The sequence below is a fragment of the Rhodococcus sp. ARC_M5 genome (assembly GCF_022810405.1).
Taxonomy (GTDB): domain Bacteria; phylum Actinomycetota; class Actinomycetes; order Mycobacteriales; family Mycobacteriaceae; genus Rhodococcoides; species Rhodococcoides navarretei.
Window position 1 is genome coordinate 86,047 of the sequence record NZ_JALGQE010000014.1, and the last position, 17,258, is coordinate 103,304.

At 67.0% G+C, this 17,258-nt stretch carries 20 protein-coding genes and 1 riboswitch; of the genes, 10 read left to right on the top strand and 10 right to left on the bottom strand.

The window, feature by feature from the left end; translation table 11 throughout:
- Window positions 1-225 precede the first annotated feature (225 nt).
- A complete protein-coding gene (locus tag MTX34_RS19805) occupies window positions 226-1,353 on the top strand; it encodes an acyltransferase (RefSeq protein WP_243610551.1) in 1,128 nt (375 codons plus the stop codon).
- Between the two features lie 109 nt (window positions 1,354-1,462).
- On the opposite strand, the gene MTX34_RS19810 is transcribed toward MTX34_RS19805, so the two are convergent.
- Entirely contained in the window at window positions 1,463-2,398 is a 936-nt protein-coding gene (locus tag MTX34_RS19810) for an LLM class F420-dependent oxidoreductase (protein WP_243610552.1), read from the bottom strand.
- Window positions 2,399-2,675: 277 nt separating this feature from the next.
- Between MTX34_RS19810 and MTX34_RS19815 the strand changes: the two genes are divergently transcribed.
- Genes MTX34_RS19815 through MTX34_RS19830 form a run of 4 tightly spaced genes read left to right on the top strand, consistent with a single transcriptional unit; the run spans window position 2,676 to window position 5,789 of the window.
- Entirely contained in the window at window positions 2,676-3,026 is a 351-nt protein-coding gene (locus MTX34_RS19815; protein ID WP_243610553.1) for a rhodanese-like domain-containing protein, read from the top strand.
- The gene (locus MTX34_RS19820) at window positions 3,027-4,097 is read left to right on the top strand and encodes a DUF4328 domain-containing protein (RefSeq protein WP_243610554.1); all 1,071 of its coding nucleotides are present in this window, start codon (window positions 3,027-3,029) and stop codon (window positions 4,095-4,097) included.
- Window positions 4,094-4,867: a glycerophosphodiester phosphodiesterase gene (locus MTX34_RS19825; protein WP_243610555.1), complete on the top strand. Its 774-nt coding sequence runs from the start codon at window positions 4,094-4,096 to the stop codon at window positions 4,865-4,867. Before MTX34_RS19820 ends, MTX34_RS19825 begins: the two co-directional genes overlap by 4 nt.
- Before the next feature lie 10 nt (window positions 4,868-4,877).
- Window positions 4,878-5,789: a DUF5926 family protein gene (locus tag MTX34_RS19830; protein ID WP_243610556.1), complete on the top strand. Its 912-nt coding sequence runs from the start codon at window positions 4,878-4,880 to the stop codon at window positions 5,787-5,789.
- A 105-nt stretch (window positions 5,790-5,894) separates the two neighbouring features.
- Here MTX34_RS19830 and MTX34_RS19835 read toward each other — a convergent pair whose 3' ends face one another.
- The 5 genes from MTX34_RS19835 to MTX34_RS19855 form a co-directional block, all read right to left on the bottom strand.
- Window positions 5,895-6,449, bottom strand: a complete 555-nt coding sequence (locus MTX34_RS19835) for a ferritin (RefSeq protein ID WP_243595852.1) — start codon at window positions 6,447-6,449, stop codon at window positions 5,895-5,897.
- A 112-nt stretch (window positions 6,450-6,561) separates the two neighbouring features.
- Window positions 6,562-7,122, bottom strand: a complete 561-nt coding sequence (locus MTX34_RS19840; protein ID WP_243610557.1) for a ferritin — start codon at window positions 7,120-7,122, stop codon at window positions 6,562-6,564.
- A gap of 63 nt (window positions 7,123-7,185) precedes the next feature.
- Window positions 7,186-8,463: an LCP family protein gene (locus MTX34_RS19845; RefSeq protein WP_374640093.1), complete on the bottom strand. Its 1,278-nt coding sequence runs from the start codon at window positions 8,461-8,463 to the stop codon at window positions 7,186-7,188.
- A 358-nt stretch (window positions 8,464-8,821) separates the two neighbouring features.
- Window positions 8,822-9,631 (bottom strand): CPBP family intramembrane glutamic endopeptidase, encoded by an 810-nt coding sequence (locus MTX34_RS19850; RefSeq protein ID WP_374640082.1) that lies wholly within the window; start codon window positions 9,629-9,631, stop codon window positions 8,822-8,824.
- Window positions 9,632-9,665: 34 nt separating this feature from the next.
- The gene (locus tag MTX34_RS19855; RefSeq protein WP_243610558.1) at window positions 9,666-10,436 is read right to left on the bottom strand and encodes a DUF2470 domain-containing protein; all 771 of its coding nucleotides are present in this window, start codon (window positions 10,434-10,436) and stop codon (window positions 9,666-9,668) included.
- 124 nt (window positions 10,437-10,560) lie between these two features.
- Here MTX34_RS19855 and MTX34_RS19860 point away from each other — a divergent pair, with 124 nt between their 5' ends.
- The 3 genes from MTX34_RS19860 to MTX34_RS19870 are packed head-to-tail and all read left to right on the top strand — an operon-like array spanning window position 10,561 to window position 12,887.
- A complete protein-coding gene (locus tag MTX34_RS19860; RefSeq protein ID WP_243595855.1) occupies window positions 10,561-11,283 on the top strand; it encodes a hypothetical protein in 723 nt (240 codons plus the stop codon).
- 9 nt (window positions 11,284-11,292) lie between these two features.
- Window positions 11,293-12,225 (top strand): prephenate dehydratase, encoded by a 933-nt coding sequence (gene pheA, locus MTX34_RS19865; protein ID WP_243595856.1) that lies wholly within the window; start codon window positions 11,293-11,295, stop codon window positions 12,223-12,225.
- Window positions 12,222-12,887, top strand: coding sequence for a histidine phosphatase family protein (locus MTX34_RS19870; protein ID WP_243610559.1), 666 nt, complete (start codon window positions 12,222-12,224; stop codon window positions 12,885-12,887). The genes pheA and MTX34_RS19870 overlap by 4 nt, the downstream gene beginning before the upstream one ends.
- On the opposite strand, the gene MTX34_RS19875 is transcribed toward MTX34_RS19870, so the two are convergent.
- The 4 genes from MTX34_RS19875 to MTX34_RS19890 all read right to left on the bottom strand — a co-directional run bounded on the left by MTX34_RS19875 (window position 12,880) and on the right by MTX34_RS19890 (window position 15,903).
- Window positions 12,880-13,707 carry an ESX secretion-associated protein EspG gene (locus MTX34_RS19875; RefSeq protein ID WP_243610560.1) on the bottom strand — a complete coding sequence of 276 codons (828 nt, stop codon included), beginning with the start codon at window positions 13,705-13,707 and terminating at the stop codon, window positions 12,880-12,882. The two genes, MTX34_RS19870 and MTX34_RS19875, sit on opposite strands and share 8 nt — an antisense overlap.
- Entirely contained in the window at window positions 13,704-14,873 is a 1,170-nt protein-coding gene (locus tag MTX34_RS19880; RefSeq protein WP_243610561.1) for a PPE domain-containing protein, read from the bottom strand. The genes MTX34_RS19875 and MTX34_RS19880 overlap by 4 nt, the downstream gene beginning before the upstream one ends.
- Before the next feature lie 63 nt (window positions 14,874-14,936).
- Window positions 14,937-15,248 carry a PE family protein gene (locus MTX34_RS19885; RefSeq protein WP_032381057.1) on the bottom strand — a complete coding sequence of 104 codons (312 nt, stop codon included), beginning with the start codon at window positions 15,246-15,248 and terminating at the stop codon, window positions 14,937-14,939.
- Window positions 15,249-15,336: 88 nt separating this feature from the next.
- Window positions 15,337-15,903 (bottom strand): histidine phosphatase family protein, encoded by a 567-nt coding sequence (locus MTX34_RS19890; protein ID WP_243610562.1) that lies wholly within the window; start codon window positions 15,901-15,903, stop codon window positions 15,337-15,339.
- A gap of 100 nt (window positions 15,904-16,003) precedes the next feature.
- Window positions 16,004-16,079, top strand: a riboswitch (cobalamin riboswitch).
- Between the two features lie 69 nt (window positions 16,080-16,148).
- Between MTX34_RS19890 and MTX34_RS19895 the strand changes: the two genes are divergently transcribed.
- Together MTX34_RS19895 and MTX34_RS19900 are read left to right on the top strand one after the other, a co-directional pair.
- Window positions 16,149-16,343: a CbtB domain-containing protein gene (locus MTX34_RS19895; protein ID WP_032396459.1), complete on the top strand. Its 195-nt coding sequence runs from the start codon at window positions 16,149-16,151 to the stop codon at window positions 16,341-16,343.
- Complete coding sequence (locus tag MTX34_RS19900) at window positions 16,334-17,101, top strand: CbtA family protein (protein WP_243610563.1); 768 nt, start codon at window positions 16,334-16,336, stop codon at window positions 17,099-17,101. Before MTX34_RS19895 ends, MTX34_RS19900 begins: the two co-directional genes overlap by 10 nt.
- Window positions 17,102-17,258 lie beyond the last annotated feature (157 nt).

Genomic DNA, 17,258 nt, shown 5'->3' on the forward strand with positions numbered 1-17,258 from the left:
TGTGATGCGGGCACGTTCGTCCTACTGCGGATCTTTCGTAGGGTTCAACCCAATCTCATTCCTACCCCCAGTGCAACAGTTGTAACCGAGATGCTTTTCTCGGAATAAATTCGTGTGAACGAGACAGTCGAATCCTTGGCTGTGAATTCGCATCGAATATCACGAAACAGTTGCGGAGCGGCTGCGGATTGGTCCGAAAGGTGAACGGAACCTAAACTCGCGGGTGTGAGTGGGGACCGGCCGGGCCAGAATGCGGTCGACGAGTCCGTCGCCGCTCGGCCCTTCGCGGCACCCCGAGTGCAGATGGACGGTGCCGACCTCCTCCGCGCCATCGCAGCCCTCGCCGTCCTCTACTCCCACATCTCGTTTTGGGTGATCGACGACCTGGGCGAATCCTGGTGGTTCCTCGACGCCTCCGCGGCCGTCCTGAATGGAATGCTGGGCCTGACCCTGCATCTGTCTCTCGTCGGAGTAGGCATCTTCATGCTTCTCACCGGCCTGTTGGTGACCAGATCCGCCATGAGGCAAACCCGTCGGGACTTCATGGTGGCCAGGCTCGCACGCCTTGTACCCGCCTTCTGGTTCACGCTCGTGCTCGTACTGCTGATAGGAGCCGCCGAAAACAACGGCGACATCGGTATCAGCATCGTCGACGCGGCGTTGAATTTCGTTCTGGGCGGATTCTTCCTGACCCCACAGGTGCTGGTGCTCGGCGTGACGTGGACCCTCGTCGTGCAAGCAGTCTTCTACCTCTACTGCACTGCGATGCGATCGGTGCTGCGCAGCGCCCCGTTCCTGGTACCCCTCGTCGGAGCGGTCCTGTGTGTGTCGATCCTGCTGTACAACCTCACCGTCCCCGAGGGCTGGGCCGTACCCTTCCTGACCCGGGTCGCGGCGATACTTCCCACCTTGTTCCTCGGCCAGATCATCTATCTGGCCTGGGCCCGGCTGGTGGCGTGGCGATGGGTGGCCCTCGCTGTGCTCGCACAGGTGGAAGTGGTCCGACTCGCCATCCACGCCGACGCATTCTGGATGGGCTACCGATACCTGTGGACGCTGTTCGTCATCACCGTGGCCGTCGTCCTGCTGGCCCGATACAGCGGGTCGATCACCCGCTGGCCCCTGGTCCACTGGCTCGGCACCCGTAGCTACGCCATCTACCTGCTGCACACGCTCGTGCTGTACCGCACCTACAACACGGTCCAGCCGAGCCTCGGAACCTCGGCGGCAGTCCTCGTGTTCCTCGCCATCACCGCCGTCCTGGCCGAGATCACCTACCGCTGGATCGAACTACCCGCGGCACGACACATCAGTGCGACATACGCACGCCTACGCGCCCGATCCACCGCCTGACCGAGGCCCCTTGGGTACTCGATGTGACATCTGGTGGCCTTTTCGGGGGTCGATGTCACATTTGGTGGACTTCGGTGGGTGGACTCGGGCGGGCGGGGTTCGGTGGGGGTCAGAGCTGCGGGAGAACCTCGGAGGCGACGAGTTCGAGGTGATCGAGATCGGTGAGGTCCATGGTCTGCAGGTACACGCGGGTGGCTCCGACCGCTCCGAAGCTGCCGATTTTGTCGACCAGTTCGGCGGGGCTACCGGCGGCACCGTTCTCGCGTAGCTCCGATACCTCGCGGCCGATGGCGGCGGCGCGTCGGGCAATTTCTTCTTCGGTGCGGCCGCAGCACAGGACGAGGGCGTTGGAGTAGACGAGGGAATCGGGGTCGCGGTCGGCCGCGGTGCAGGCAGCGCGGACGCGGCCGAACTGGGTCTCGGTGTCGGCCAGCGAGGCGAAGGGAATGTTGAACTCGTCGGCGTACTTCGCGGCGAGGGCGGGGGTGCGCTTCTTGCCGCCACCGCCGATGACGATGGGCGGGTGCGGGGTCTGCACCGGCTTGGGGAGCGCCGGGGAGTCCGTGACGGGGTAGTGCGTGCCGGCGTGCGAGAACGTGTCGCCCATCGGGGTGTCCCAGAGTCCGGTGATGACCGCGAGTTGCTCCTCCAGCCGGTCGAAGCGCTCGCCGAGCGCCGGGAAGGGGATTCCGTAGGCCTTGTGCTCGTCCTCGAACCAGCCGGCACCGAGGCCGAGGTCGACGCGGCCACCGCTCATGGCGTCGACCTGCGCGACGCTGATGGCGAGTGGTCCCGGGTACCGGAAGGTGGCCGAGGTGACGAGGGTGCCGAGCCGAATGGTCGACGTCTCGCGGGCCAGGCCGGCGAGGGTGATCCACGCGTCGGTGGGGCCCGGGCCGCCGTCACCGCTCATTGCGAGGTAGTGATCGGAGCGGAAGAACGCGCCGTAGCCGAATTCCTCGGCTGCCTTCGCGACGCGAAGGAGGTCGTCGTAGGTGGCACCTTGTTGCGGTTCGGTGAAGACGCGTAGCTCTGTCGAAGTCATGTTCGCCAGCCTAAACAGCGAATCCACAGGGCCGCAGACGGTCGCTGTGTCAAATCACCATCGATCCACAGCCTGCGTTGGTACTCGGTACACCGAGGGACCGACTCGACGCTCTGACCTGTGGATAGAAACCGGCACAGCCCCCGATTCTGTGCATCAACCTGTGGATACTGTGGATAACTTCTGTGACTCGAGTGACGTAGGTCATAGTGGGTGCGCGCTTCGGTCGGCGGGACACGGGTGGCAGCCCCGCGTGACGCCGTGACAAGATCGAGGTGTGTCTCACCCCGAGCAGTCGCCCGCCGTCACCGTCGACCGACTCCCGACGCCGTTCCCGGAAACGGCGCTGCTGCTCGACGTGCGCGAGGACGACGAGTGGCAGGCGGGACACGCACCCGACGCCGTCCACATCCCGATGGGCGACATTCCGTCCCGTGCCGGCGAGATCGACAACCAATCCGAGGTCTACGTCGTCTGCAAAGCCGGCGGACGGTCGGCTCGCGTCGTCGAGTACCTGAATCGGGTGGGATTCGATGCGATCAACGTCGACGGTGGGATGCTCGCCTGGCAGGCCGCAGGTCGACCGATCGAGCGCGACGACGACTCCCACGAACCGAGCATCATCTAGATGACGGCTCCGCGGGGACGCGCGCAGGCGTTCCAGGTCTGTGCCCGCTGCAGCACTCGCTGGGCGGTCGGTGCACGGCCGGGCACGTGGTGCCCCCGCTGTCACGGCGTCCTGCTCTCTCCGGTGTCGAGCCAGGCACCTGCTCAGGGCCGACGAAACTTCCGCTGGGTAGCCCGCCCGGCACCCTCTCCGACGCGGGCCGCACGCCCGGCCGGATCCACGACCCCGACCCCGACGCCGCACTACGACTCGACGCCCACCTGGGGGTTGCGTGACATCCCGCGCGATCCCGAGGGGAATCGCTACGTCGGTCGCGTCGAGCGGTACGCCGCGAATGCGCAGAACCTGGTCATCGTCACCGCGATGTTGCTGGCGCTCGCCGCGTTCGCCGAGGCGTTCCGTTACGGCATCCTGCTGTACAACCGCGTGCGACTGGTCTCACCGATCACGTTGGCCGTGTCCGACGCGTTGGTGTATTTCGCCCAGGTCGGTGCGCTCGTCATCGGGTTGGCGGCGCTGATTGCCTCGTCCTGCTGGTTGATTCAGCAACGCCGACTGGCCTTCGCTGCGGCCGGCTCCACGGAACCACGGTCGGTGCGGTGGATGCTGCTGCTGTCGATGCTTCCAGTGGTCCGCATCGTGATGCCAGGGGTCTACCTCACCGAGGTGGTCCGTCTACGGGCCGCTGCCGATGCCGATCTGCACCGTGAGCTGACGCTGGTTCGCATCTGGTGGGCCGTCTGGGCCGCGAGCAACGCGCTGGTGATCGTTCAACTGCTGTGGAATTTCCGCGATTCCCTCCAGGCCCGCGCCGACGGAGTTCTGCTGTCGGCATTCGTGGCAGTGGTGGCCGCCGTCTCGGCCGTACTGACCCTGGCGGTGATGCGCCGACTCGAAGGCCGCACGCTGCGCGGCTCCGCTGTGTCGCGTCCGACTCGCTGGGTGATCGCCACCGACACTGCGCCGAAGCCGAAGCAGCAGCCCGACACCGAAACAGCCGACACCGAGAAAGCCGACACCGAGGAAGCCGACACCGATCGGAAGGAACCCGAGGCGGTGACGGCGTCGTGAGTCCCGACCGGCGTGGGCCGTTGGTCGTCGCGCATCGAGGTGCGTCGTCGGCCAAGAAGGAACACACCCTCGCGGCGTACGACCTCGCGCTGCGCGAGGGAGCGGACGGGGTCGAATGCGATGTGCGGCTCACCAAGGACGGCCACATCGTGTGCGTGCACGATCGCCGCGTCGATCGGACCTCGAACGGCACCGGCATCGTCAGCGAGATGGACTTCGCCGATCTCGCCCGACTGAACTACGGCGACGCCGACGAACCCGCTGAACTCCTGACGCTGCACGACCTGATCTCGCTCGTCCTCGATTGGACCAGCAAGCCGGTCAAACTCTTCATCGAAACCAAGCATCCCGTGCGGTACGGCTCGCTGATCGAGAGCAGGGTGCTCGACGAGCTGCACACGTTCGGGATCGGCGCGCCCGCCTCGGCCGACCACTCGCGGGCCGTCATCATGTCGTTCGCGCCGTCGGCCGTCTGGCGCGTACGACGGTCGGCTCCGATGCTTCCGACGGTGCTCCTCGGCGACAGCTCGCACTACCTCGGTGGGGGAGCGGCGACGACCGTCGGTGCCACCGCCGTCGGGCCGTCCATACGGGCTCTGCGCGAGCACCCGGCCATCATCGACCGCGCAGCCGCGTCGGGCCGGGCCAGTTACGTGTGGACCGTCGACGAAAAAGAGGACGTGGACCTGTGCCGCGAGCTCGGCGTCGGGTGGATCGCCACCAACCATCCCGGTCGAACGCGAGCCTGGCTCGAATCGAAGAACGTGTAGGTTTTCTGGCGTGGGTAAGAGCAAAAGAAACAGTGGACCTAAGCAGGACAGCAATCGAGCAGCGAAGCTGGCGCAGCGCGAGGCCGAGCGCGCGAGCATCGAATCGTCGTCGACTCGCCCGTTCGAGGGTCTCGCCGCCGAATGCGACCTGGTAGCGCTGCGCGAGTTCGTCCCGTCGGCGACGGCAACCGCGCCGATCACAGTGGACGGTCGCACCATCACGCTGGCAACAGTGCTGCCCGGTGCCGTCGCGGCACTGGTGCGCGAAGAAGCGGATACCGTCGAGGGATTCGTCGGCCTTCAGGTACAGACGCAGTCGAAAGACGTTGCAGCAGATATCAGTAGCGCACTCGGCTGGGTGTCCACTGCCCCCGCGGGCGAGTCGCTCGAAGCCGCGAAGATCACCGACAGCACCCCCGCGCTGACCGAGGTGCTCGACGCCTCCGCGCTACTCGAGATCACCGTCCATCAGGACTTCAACTGGTGGATTCCCGAAAGTGCCACTCCCGCAGCCGATGTGACTGCCACCGTGGAGCGTGCGAACCAGGCGATCATGCCCTCGGCTCGGATCGAGGCCGACGGTGTCGTCGCGGCCTGGTGGGTGGATGCAGGCGACAAGGCGCACATCCGGTGGGTTCGTCCGGAGAGCGAGGACGACGTGATGCTTGCCCTCGCGCGTCTGCACGCTGCGGGTGATCTCAACTTGGGTGAGGGCTCGCGCTACGCCGGTTCGTTCCGGACGCACGGGGTGCTGGTGCCGGTGTTCGATCTCGATCCCGAGATGCACCCCACCGAATGGGCAACGCCCACAAAGGAATTCGGAGACAAGCTGAACGAGGCGCTGGCCGTCGATGCACCGCTCACGGCGGCGCAGTTGCGCTCACGCGACGGCCTGCGTGGACGCCAGGTCACTCTGCGCTAGAACGAGAGCCGGGTGGCCGCCCGAACAAGAGTTGCTTGTTCGTTCGGCCACCCGTATGAGCGCGAGGGTTCGCGCGTTACTCGTGTTGCGTTGCTGCGGTGCGGATCAGAGCGATCCACCGGCAACCGTGGGGGCACCTGCGTCGGCGACCACGCTGGTGTTCATCTCACGGGCGACGAACTGCTCGAGATCGAACAGGTTGTGGCCTGCGCGATCGGCGATGTTGAGCAGAGTCTTCATGCTGGCAACTTCCTCCACCTGCTCCTTGAGGAACCACTGCATGAACTGCTCGCCGAGGTAGTCGCCCTCCTCGCGTGCGGTGCTCGCCAGCGCGATGATCTGCTCGGTGACGGTCTCCTCCTGCGCCAGCGCCAGTGCGATGGCCTCACGGGGATCGGTGAAGACGGACTTCGACGCGTCGACGCCGGTCAGCTCGACCGTGATGTCGCGATCGAGGAAGTACTGCACGATCATCATCGCGTGGTTGCGCTCTTCGACCGACTGCGCGTAGAAGTGCTGCGCCAGCTGCGGCAGGTCGACATTGGCGAAGTAGACCGCGGTGGCGATGTACTGCTGCGAGGCGTTGAACTCGTTGCGAATCTGGTCGCGAAGAAGTGCGTGGAACTTGGTGTGGCTGGTTTCTTTGATATCTGCGCTCATGCGAAGGACAATATGCCTGGTCAGAGGGCATTGTCATCCAAGTCGAACCTTATTGAGGCGAACGTGGCCTAATACAGTCGATCCTAAATGTCCGCTCTGAGCAGGGCACACGCTACGCTCGCCCGGCCTCTTTCGGGGCGTTGGTGGCACGGATCACCGAAGCGCCGATCTCGCGAGCGACGTACTGCTCGATGTCGAACAAGTTCGAGTCGGCCCGGCGGACGATATTGAGCAGGCTCTGCATCGCCGCGACCTCCTCGACCTGCTCGGTGAGGAACCAGTGAGTGAACTGCTCGCCGATGTAGTCGCCCTCGGCCCGGGCAGCACCCGCCAGCGCAGTGATCTTCTCGGTCACCGCCGACTCCTGCGCCAGCGCCAGTTCCACCGGTTCGACGACCGACTGGAATGCCGTCACCACGTCGTCGATGCCCGACGCGTCGACTTCGAGTCGATTGTCGATGAGGAAGCGGATCATCATCATGGCGTGCCGGCGCTCCTCGGCGGACTGAGCGTAGAAGCGCGTGGCCAGCTGTGGCAGATCGTTGCGGTCGAACCACACCGCGATCGCGACGTACTGCTGCGATGCGGTGAACTCATGCCGTACCTGAGCGCGCAGCAGGTCGTGGAACGACATACCGGGTGTGGCGGTGGGCTGGGCGGACGGCGATGTCATGGTCCACAACCTACCGGGCTGGTGGGAGTGGAGCCTGCAGGAACGACCGGTACAGCGGGCCGCTCAGGGGCCGCCGGTCAGCAGTTCCGGCGGAATCTCGCGATCCTGCGCGATGGCGTCGAAGAATGCCGGCGCGCGAGTGTCGTCCCACAGCAGCACGTTTCCGACGTCGGAGTCCTGGAATCCGCCGACCGGCACCGTGGTGGTCACCGGGCCTCCGCGCATCGCCCAGGCCAGTGCTGCGAGGTTCCAGATGTGATCTCCCTCGTCGACGCTCAACGACGACGCGGTATCGGAAACCAGCGGCCACAACCGCAGTGGGTTGAGGAAAGTCGAAGCGCTGGTTGCCTTCTCGAGGAGGGCGGACATGAACGCGCGCTGATTGTTCATCCGGTCGATATCGGCCAACGCCGTCGCGCGGGATCGGACGAACCCGAGCGCCTCGGACCCGGTGAGTTCCTGACAGCCGGCGGGAATGTTGATGCCCGCCAACGGATCGTCGATCGCGTTCTGTACGCACACGTCGACTCCGCCGACGGCGTCGACGATCCCGGCGAAGCCGCCGAATCCGATCTCGGCGTAGTGATCGATGTGCACACCGGTTGCACCCTCGACCGTCTGCACCAGCAGTGGCGGCCCGCCGAATGCGAAGGCCGCGTTGAGCTTGTCCTGGCCGTTGCCGGGAATCGACACGTACGAATCGCGCGGCAGGCTGACCATCGTGGGCGCGCCGCTGCCCTCGGGGATGTGAATCAGAATGATCGTGTCGGTGCGGCTCGGGCCCACCTCGCCGCCCGTCGCCAGTGCGGCTTCCTGCTCGGGCGTCAGGCCGGCTCGTGAATCCGATCCGACGAGAAGCCAGTTGGTGCCCGGGGTGTCGCCGATGCGTCCGGGGTACGAGGTGAGGGCGTCGACTCGCGTCAGCGAGCTGTCGACGTAGTAGACGACGCCGCCGATTCCCAGCACGAGCACCAGCAACACGATGAGGAAGCGTCGACCCCAGTGTCTCCTCTTGCGCGGCTTCGCGACCCTCGGTGGCCGTGAATCACGTTGTGGCCGTGCCGGTTCCGGTCGTCGCAGCGCCCGCTGTGCAGGTGCGGCCGGTTGCCTGCGTTCCTCGGTGAACGGCTCGGGTTGCTGACGCGGTGCATAGCCGGTGCGACCCCGATCGTCGTTCTGCGCGCGTGGGTACTGCCGCGTCGAATTCGGCGGGGTCGACTGTGCTGGATACGACTGCGCCGATCGGGGTTCGGGTGCCTGCGACCATGCCTGCTGCGGGGGCACGGGAGGGCCCTGACGCGACGGCGGCCGCGGTGAGGCGGGACGGCCGTCGCGTCTGATGAACTCGGTGCCCTCCAGTGCCGGCCCCTGTGGCTGACCCGGCCGGTACCCCCGTGGTGGCGGCGGCTGCTGGCCGGGCGGTCGGCGGTTAGGGCCCTGCCCGGGCTCCGGACCGGGCGGCTGCTGACGAGGTCGTGGCCGATCGGGCGGCTGCTGCGGGGGTGGACCTGCGGCGCGACCCGGTTGCGGCGCTCGACCCGGTTGGGGAGCCGGGTCCGGCCGACGGTGTCGACTCGGCGTCGATCGGTCCGGTGGCGTGCGCCGGTCTGGCGCGCCGTGCCGTCCGTAGCGATCGTCGTCGTTCACGGGTCGACTGTAACCGTCGCCGCGGAAACAGCGGCCTTCCTCGGCGACCGATTCACGGGAGCCACGACAGATGTTCGCGCAGGAGGGCGTAGCCGACGAAGGCCACGATGTCGATCAGAGCGTGCGCGATCAGCAGTGGCCAGAGCCTGCCGGTGCGCTGCCAGTAGCGGCCGAACAACAGACCCATCAGGAAGTTTCCGACACCGCCGCCCACGCCTTGATAGAAGTGGTAGCTCCCGCGCAGCAGCGAGGAGCACAGCAGGGACGCGTTTTCGCTGAGCCCGAGCCTGCGCAGCCGGGAGATCAGGTACGCCACGACGATGATCTCCTCGGCACCGGAATTGGCCAACGCGTACAGAATCAGTGCCGGAACGCGCCACCAGTGGTCGTCGAGGGCACTGGGAACGACGTTCAGATTGAAGCCGAGGGCGTTGCCCACGAGATACAGCGCCAGGCCGGGCAGCCCGATCAGTGCGGCCAGTCCGACGCCGTGGCCGAGGTCGATCTTCAGCCGCGGCCTGCCCAGTCCGATCGCTCGGGGTGCCAGGTCGGCTCGCCACAGCAGGTACAACCCCAGGGCTCCCCAGGCGTACAGACGCAGAATGCTGAGCAGCTGGAACAGCAGATCGATCACACTGAAGCTCGACCGCGACGAGTTCAGCGCCACGGTCTGATCGGAGAGGGCGACGGTCTGCAATGCGTCCTCGATGAGCGAGAGGATGCTGCTCATACCGCTCAGGCCGAACGTCACCAGCAGGACGATCGCGATCTCGACCTTGATGGTGGTGCGTTCGCGGGCATCGGGCGGGGGAGCGGCGCTCGCAGGCGGCGGTGGCGTCAACCAGCTCTTGAAGTCGATCACCGCACGAGTCTGCCCTGTTTCGAGAGATCGGGTGTCAGCCGCGGGCGCGTAGCCCGTTCAGAAACGGGCAGCCGGCGAGCACGCGGAGTGCGCGACTGAGCGAGAGTACGTCACGGGCGGGCTCGGCGAATCCGAGCCGGACGTCGTTGTCGCCGCATTCGCCTTCGATCCGCAACCGAATGCCGTAGCGGTCGATGCCGAGCGGCCGGATTCGGCCCTGCCGCAGTGACGGCGGGAGGCGTCGGGCCAATTGGGCGAGCAGGTCCGGGTGGTCGGAGTCGAGGTGCTCGAGCCAGCTGGTCTCCATCTCCCAGAAGGGATCGGGTTCGGCCGCCAGCAGCGTGTCGACGTCGACCGGCTCGGCTCCCGTGCTGTCTGCGACCACGGCGGAGGTGACGATCAGCCGCATCAGCGAGGTGGTGTGGCCGACGTCGAGCAGGGCCGGGTGCGGATGTTCGGCGGCTACCGCTCCGGCCATGGGCCGCATCAGCGATTCCGGGACCGGGCGCAGATCTCCGCGAAGCCACACCAGCGATCGCACCGGTTCACGCAGGGCGAGTGGCGCATGATCGGTGAGTTCGAGGACGGCAGGTACTCCGGCACGGGAGGATTGCCACGCGACCGCGCCGTCGAGGGAGTCGGTGCGGACGGCGAGGATCATCTCGCCGTTGGGTCGCAGGTGGTGCAGGGACGTGATCACCGGGTCGCTGCCGTCGATGGCCAGGGCAGCGCCCTCGGCGCGCATGCACGCACTGCGCACGCGTTCGGCAGTGGTCGGTCCGGTGGTGGTGGTTGCGCCGAGCATGGGCTCCTCCGATGCGTTCGGTACCTGCGTTGGTCCAGTAGGTGAGGCAAACCTAAGTTATGCGTCCCTAAGTTATACCGGTGTGGCGAGGATCGCAAGAGCAACTCGGGGCTACGGTGAAGGCGTGCCGATTCCGTTGACCCTCGGTGTGCCCCACCGACCCGACCCGAACGCTCTCGTCCACGCACTTCTTCAACCGGTGTGTTCCGACGGCGACTCGCTGGCCGCGGCCCCCCGTGGTGCCGAATACGGACCACCCGTCGTCCGGGCGTCGACGCTGCTCGCACTGCCCGACGTCGAGAACTTCGGCCGCATCGTGGTGCACCTCGACCTCGATCCCGACGAGCTCCGTGCGGGTCGGACCGGCGGCTACGAGGCCGTCCGCTTCACGGTGGACGCCTCTGCCGAGCATCTCGCCGATGCCCTCGCGCTGCGATTGCCCTCGCCGCTCGTCGTCTTCCCGATGTTCGACGCGATCGACGTGGCCGAGACCGCGGAGGCCGTCGTCCTCGCTCATCGGACCCCGGGCATTGGCGTCGCCGACACTCCGCGGCGCATCGCCGACGTGCTCGCGGTGGTCTCGCACGCCGATGTCGGCCTGGTCGCCCGCGCCGACTCTGGCGACGAGGTGCTCTCGATCCTCGCTGCGACGGTGGCGTCGTTGCGCGGGGACGACATCGCCGCGGCCCTTGCTGCGCCGAACGTCGCCGCACTGCGAGCGCTGATCCCCGAGGCCGCCGAGGCGGTGCGCGAGGTACTGCTCGGAATCGAGATCGTCGACGCCGCCCGCGCTCGCGCGCGACTCGTCGACGTCGGTTTGATCGCTTCGTCGACGTCGACAACGTAACCTCGAGGCGTGCCTCGCATCGCTTACTTCGGCCCATCGGGAACGTTCACGGAGATGGCGCTGGCGCAGTTCGAAACGCTCGGAACCTTCGGTGCAGTCGGTCTGAACGGGGCGGTCGAGCGGGTATCGGCGTCTAACCCGCCTGCAGCGCTCGAGGCCGTGCGCTCGGGTGCGGCCGACGCGGCCGTGGTCCCCATCGAAAGCTCCATCGAGGGTGCCGTTCCACCGACGCTCGACGCGTTGTCGGAAGGTCGCCGGTTGCAGATCGTCGCCGAGACCGAGATCGAGGTGGCGTTCACCATTCTCGGCGGCCCCGGCGTCACCCTCGACTCGGCTCGCACCGTCAGTGCCTACCCCATCGCACTCAATCAAGTGCGTCAGTGGCTGCAGACCGCCATGCCCGACGCCGTGGTGCAGTCTGCGTCCTCCAATGCCGGTGCAGCAGAGGATGTTGCCGCCGGAATGGTCGATGCTGCGGTGTCGACGCGGCTTGCCGGTGAGCGCCTGAAGTTGCCGCAGTTGGCCGACGGGATCATCGACGTCGAAGGTGCGCGGACTCGCTTCGTGCTGGTGACCACACCGCAACCAGTGCCCGCGCGTACCGGTTCCGACCGCACGTCGGTGGTGCTGGAGCCGCCGAACGACCCGGGCACACTGCCGGCAGCGTTGGCAGAGTTCGGAATTCGCAACATTGACCTGACCTTCATCGAATCACGGCCCACCCGTTCACGATTCGGGACCTACAGGTTCTTCGTCGATTGCGCCGGGCACATCGACGATCCACTCGTCGCGGAGACGTTGGCCGCCTTCCATCGCAAGATGCCACTGCGCTTTCTCGGATCTTGGCCCACCGCAACGGGAACGGGTGGATCGGTGCCGCCGCCGATCGACGAACACGTGCAGTGGGTCGCCGAGATTCGTGCCGGACGCGGTGATCTGTGATGGGCAAGCTCATTCTCGTTCGGCACGGCCAGACGAAGGCCAACGTCGCGAAGGTATTGGACACCGCACCGCCAGGAGCCGAGCTGACCGAGCTGGGCCACCAGCAGGCGGAGGCCTATGCGCAGACCTGGGTCGGTCGCCCGCCGGCGATGTTGGTGTCCTCGGTTGCGTTGCGCGCCAAGCAGACTGCCGGCTACATCGAGCGAGCGACCGGAGTTCCCCTCGTGGTGACCGAGGGAATCCAGGAGACGTTCGCCGGCGAGCTGGAGGACCGCGACGACCAGGACGCGCACCGGGCGTTCACCGAGATCTTCGGTCGCTGGCACACCGGAGATCTGGCGGCGACGGTGCCCGGAGGCGACAGCGGACATTCGGTGTTGGAGCGATACGTCCCTGTGCTCGACAGTCTCCGGGCGCAGTATCTGGGTGACGACACGGGAGGCGACGTCGTTGTCGTCAGCCACGGTGCCGCGATCCGATTGGTCGCGGCGGTACTGGCCGGGGTCGACGGCACGTTCGCGGCCGACAACCATCTCGACAACACCCACACCGTCGAGCTGCTCCCGCTGCCAAGCGGAGGGTGGGCGTGCGGCAGGTGGGGCACGATCCTGCCGCCGTTCGAGGGCAAGGGCAGTGACAACGCGGACAACCCGATCAGCTAGCGAGCAGATCCTGCGCCGATGCGATCAGCTCGGCCACAGCCGCGGTCACCCTGCGATCCGTTGCGCCGGTCAGCGAGCTCCACGACGTGCCGTCGGCGGCGAGGGTGGAGGTGGCGACGATGCGTCCGGCTCGGGTGTCGAACAGAGCGACGGGTCTACCCGCCACGAGCCGGCTGCCGTGCCTGCGGGCGACGGCGGTGATCTCGGTTCTGCCGGCGCAGGTGGCCATCGCCGACGCCAATGCCGACGCGCGGTCGCCCACTATTCCGATGCCGTGTAGCCGAGACGCTGTCGCTCCGACGTCGGACGGTGCCGCATCGAGCGCCTCGGCGAGTAGATCGGTGGGCGCGTTGATGCTGCCCAGGTCGAACGTGGCGGCCGAGCCGATCGACATCGCGAGGTCTCGGGCCGGGTCGCCGTGGACGACACGGATGGTGACCACGTCGCCCTGCCGCAGCGCCGACACGGTGATCCGGTCGTCGGACGCGACGCAGATCCGCGTGCTCGGGGCGGGCGCGCCGCTCTCGACGTCGAACACGCGGGCCGAGATGTACCAGCGTGGTTGTTCGAGAACCCGCAGCCAGTGCCGAACGTCGTCGTGAACGCGGCCCCCGGCCAGCAGCCCGGCCGACTCGAGAGCGCAGCGGCCACGTTCGAGCGCGGAGTCCCTCGCGGCGGCGTCGTCGAAGCGCGGGAACACGTTCAGGACGACGGGCAGTTCGGCGATCGACAGCTCGTCGACCAGGAAGTCCATCGCGTCCGTGCCGAGTGAGGCGCTCGGCACCGTGTGGCCCACCGGCACGGTTCCCAAGTCGATCAACGGCCGTTTCCGCTGGTATCGGGTGCAGGAAGGGGCGGATCCGCGCCGATGACGGACGGCGCAACGGTGCGGCCGTCCGCGAAGTGCTCGAACTGCTTGAGGTAGTCCGGGGTCTCGTGCTCGTCGTCCTCGGCCTGCCCGCGCGTACCGGAGGCCGGAGCGCCGGCCGCGCCCGTCCCGCGCTGAGCGAGGCCGCCATCGGTCGATGCCGGTGCGCCGAACGCAGTGGCTCCGCCCTGGCCCGCAGCTGCGGGCATCGAGCCGCCACCCGCAGGACCCAACGCGGAACCGAGCATTCCGGCACCGCCGCCGAATCCGCCGGCTCCACCCACTCCGCCGAACGACACCGGACGCGTCGACGCCGGGCCGACGGCAGGAGATGCCGAACCACCGGGTGTGAAGCCGCCGCCCGTTCCGGCACCACCGGACAGTGCACTTCCTCCGATGTTCGATGCGGCGGTGGCGACGGTGGACACGCCGGTACTGGCGATGGAGGTGGCAGCGCTACCGATCTGACCTGCCGCCGCGGCCACACCGGGGTTCTGAGTTGCGGCCATCAGACCGCCGATCGCGGCCTGAACTGGCGAGGTCATCACGGCGTTGGCGAACTTTCCGAGGCCGCTGCCGGAATCGGACACGATGGCAGGCGGATGATCGAAGGTGGTCTTGACGATGCGGTGCGAGTTGACCAGCTCGAAGCCCTCCATCACCAACGCGGCGCGGATGTCGAGCAGTCGGTCGGCCACCTCGGCGGCCTCGTAGCTGCCGTTGAGTGCGCCGCCCGTCGAGGCAGCGGTGACCTTGGCGGCCTGCACGGCTCCGATTTCGATCAGCGACGGCATGGTTGCCAGGGCTACGCCGTAGGTGGTCCCGGCGGCGGGGGCCTCGACCGAGAGCGCGGCCGCTTTCAATGCCGTTGTGCCGGTCCACGTTGCGAAACGTGCGAGTGCGGCCTGGGCGAGCAGTGCCGACTCACCCTCCCAGCCCGCGGTCAGGGCCGCAGTGACAGCGGCGATGCTCGCCGATGCCTCGGTGAACGCCGCGGCAACCGAACCCCATGCTCCGCCGGCGACGTGCAACGGCACCGGTCCCGGCCCGAGCAATCGCGTCGAATTTCCCGTCGCCGTGCGTGGCAGCCACACCACACCTGTCACTCCGAGCGTCATCCCTCAGCCCCCCATGATGTTCGAGCCCTGCATCCAATTTTTGCTGCGGTCGAGTTCGGCGCGTCAGATGCCGGGTAGGCCGGGCAGGCCCCCGGCCGTGTCGTCGTCGGTGGCCACGTAGTCCGCGGCTTGCTTCCGCAGTTCCTCGGCCGCTCGATGTAGTTCCGAAATACCCTGTGCTGCAGCCGGCCCGAAGGTGTCAGCCGCGGTGCCGAAGAACCGTTCGGTGAGCAGAGAGACCTCGTCGGTGCCCGGCGGTAGTGGCCGCACGGGGATCGCCGTCGCGGTGACGGCGGCCTGCAACCTGGCGGCGACCGCATCGAGCTCCGAAGCAGCGAGCTGCAGTGCCACCGGATCCACCTTGATGACGGTCATGAGCCACGCCCCCTGATCGAAGAACTTTGCGCTGTCGGTAGGTAGGACGCCGCCGTGTTCGGTTTGGTTCCCCCGACGCGAGAAAAACTCAGACGAACTTCTGGGCCACCGAGCCGACGGTCCATACGCCGCCTCGACGGCCGAGTGCGGTGAGTGTGAGCGGGAAGACGTCGATCCGCCAGAACGAGGACACCGGGGCCTCCAACACCACGATCACCACGGCTCGGACGACGGCAGGAGAGGTCACCGCCAGGGTCCGGCCGGGAGTCGAGCCGACGGTGCTCAGCCACGTCTCGACGCGAGAGAACAACGCGTCGAGGGATTCACCGCCCGGTGGAACGAACGCCGGGTCACTCAGCCAGCCCATCGCGTCGGCGTCGGGCAGATCGGTCATCTCGAGACCCGACCATCGGCCGTAATCGATGTCGGCCAACCCGGGTTCGACCGAGATGTTCGAGCCGAAGCGTTGCGCAGTGGAGATCGATCGGGTTTCCGGGCCGGACAGCACGCGGTCGACGCGAGGAGGATCGGTCACCGCGGCGAGATCGCGCTGTCCCGCGTCGTCGAGTGGTTCGTCGCCGGGGAATCGGCCGGTGTGCATCGCGTCGGTTCTGGCGTGGCTCACCAGCATCAGTCGGGTCACGGGCGCAGACACTCGGCCATTCTGGCATCGAGCTGCGGTAGGCCACGACAGCGATTGACACAGCGTCGCGTTCGGTGCCACAGTTCGCAGGTTAGACGCGATGTACGCAGGCAATCCGGTGAAAATCCGGAGCGGTTGCGCCACTGTGATCGACGTCGGGCATATGTCCGAATTCGAGAGTCAGAAAACTCGTTCATCGCATGGCCGTCCCCGTTTTCGAGCGGGGACTACGGGACGCACAATCCCAGGAGGACACCATGGCAATCATTCACGCACCCAGTAATACGACGGAGTCGGCTGCCCTTGCCGTCATCGTCGCCGCAACGATTCTGCTCGCTTTCGTCGTGCTCTACCTCGTCGGCTTCGATCAGGGCGCGATCTCCCGCAGTGGCATGTACATGCACGAACTGATGCACGACGGCCGCCACCTGCTGGGCCTGCCATGCCACTGACCGGGACATTCGTTCAATTGCTGATGCGAGGTCTGCTCGCCGGGCTTCTCGCCGGCCTGCTCGCCGGAGCAGTTGCCTTCGTCGTCGGTGAGCCGCACATCGACTCGGCCATCGCCATCGAAGAAGCAGCCGGCACCGACGCCCATCACGCCGACGCCGCCCCTGCCGCGCACTCCCACGGCGACGAGGCGCTCGTCGGTCGGGACGGACAACGCGTCGGACTGTTCCTCGCTACCGGACTCGCCGGCCTGGCCCTCGGCGCGATCTTCGCCTCGGTACTGCACTATGCCCGACGCGTCAGCTCCCTCCCGGGCTCGATTCTCGCGCTCGTCGGGGCAGGCGGCGGGTGGTTGGCCATCGAAGCGGTGCCGTTCTTCAAGTATCCGGCGAACCCGCCGGCCGTCGGCGATCCGGAGACCATCACCCAGCGCACCTGGCTGTGGTTGGCGTCGGTGATTCTGGGTCTGCTGGCCGTCGTGGTCGCGGTGTACGCGGCGAAGGCGGTGGCATCGCAGAACTCGGTGGCGATTCGCGTCGGCGCGCCATTGCTGGCGTTCCTGGTGATCGTGGGACTCGGCTACGCGCTGCTGCCCGATGTGAACGAGGTGGCCGCGGACTTCCCGGCAACCCTGCTGTGGGAATTCCGACTGTCGTCACTGGCCACCCAAGCAACGCTGTGGCTGACACTGGGATTGGGATTCGCATTCCTCACCGATCGGGCAGTCCGCCCTGTTCGCCGAGAGACAGTCGCGGCGTAGCCCGTTTCCGCGTCAATGGACCATTGCACGGCCCAGACGTATGCAAAGTGCCATTGACGCGGTGTGGCCGGCCCGGGTCGGTCCGGGTGAATGGACCATTGCACTGCTCAGACGTATGTGCACCGCTCCCCGGAAGTTGGACTGAGTAATTCAGTTC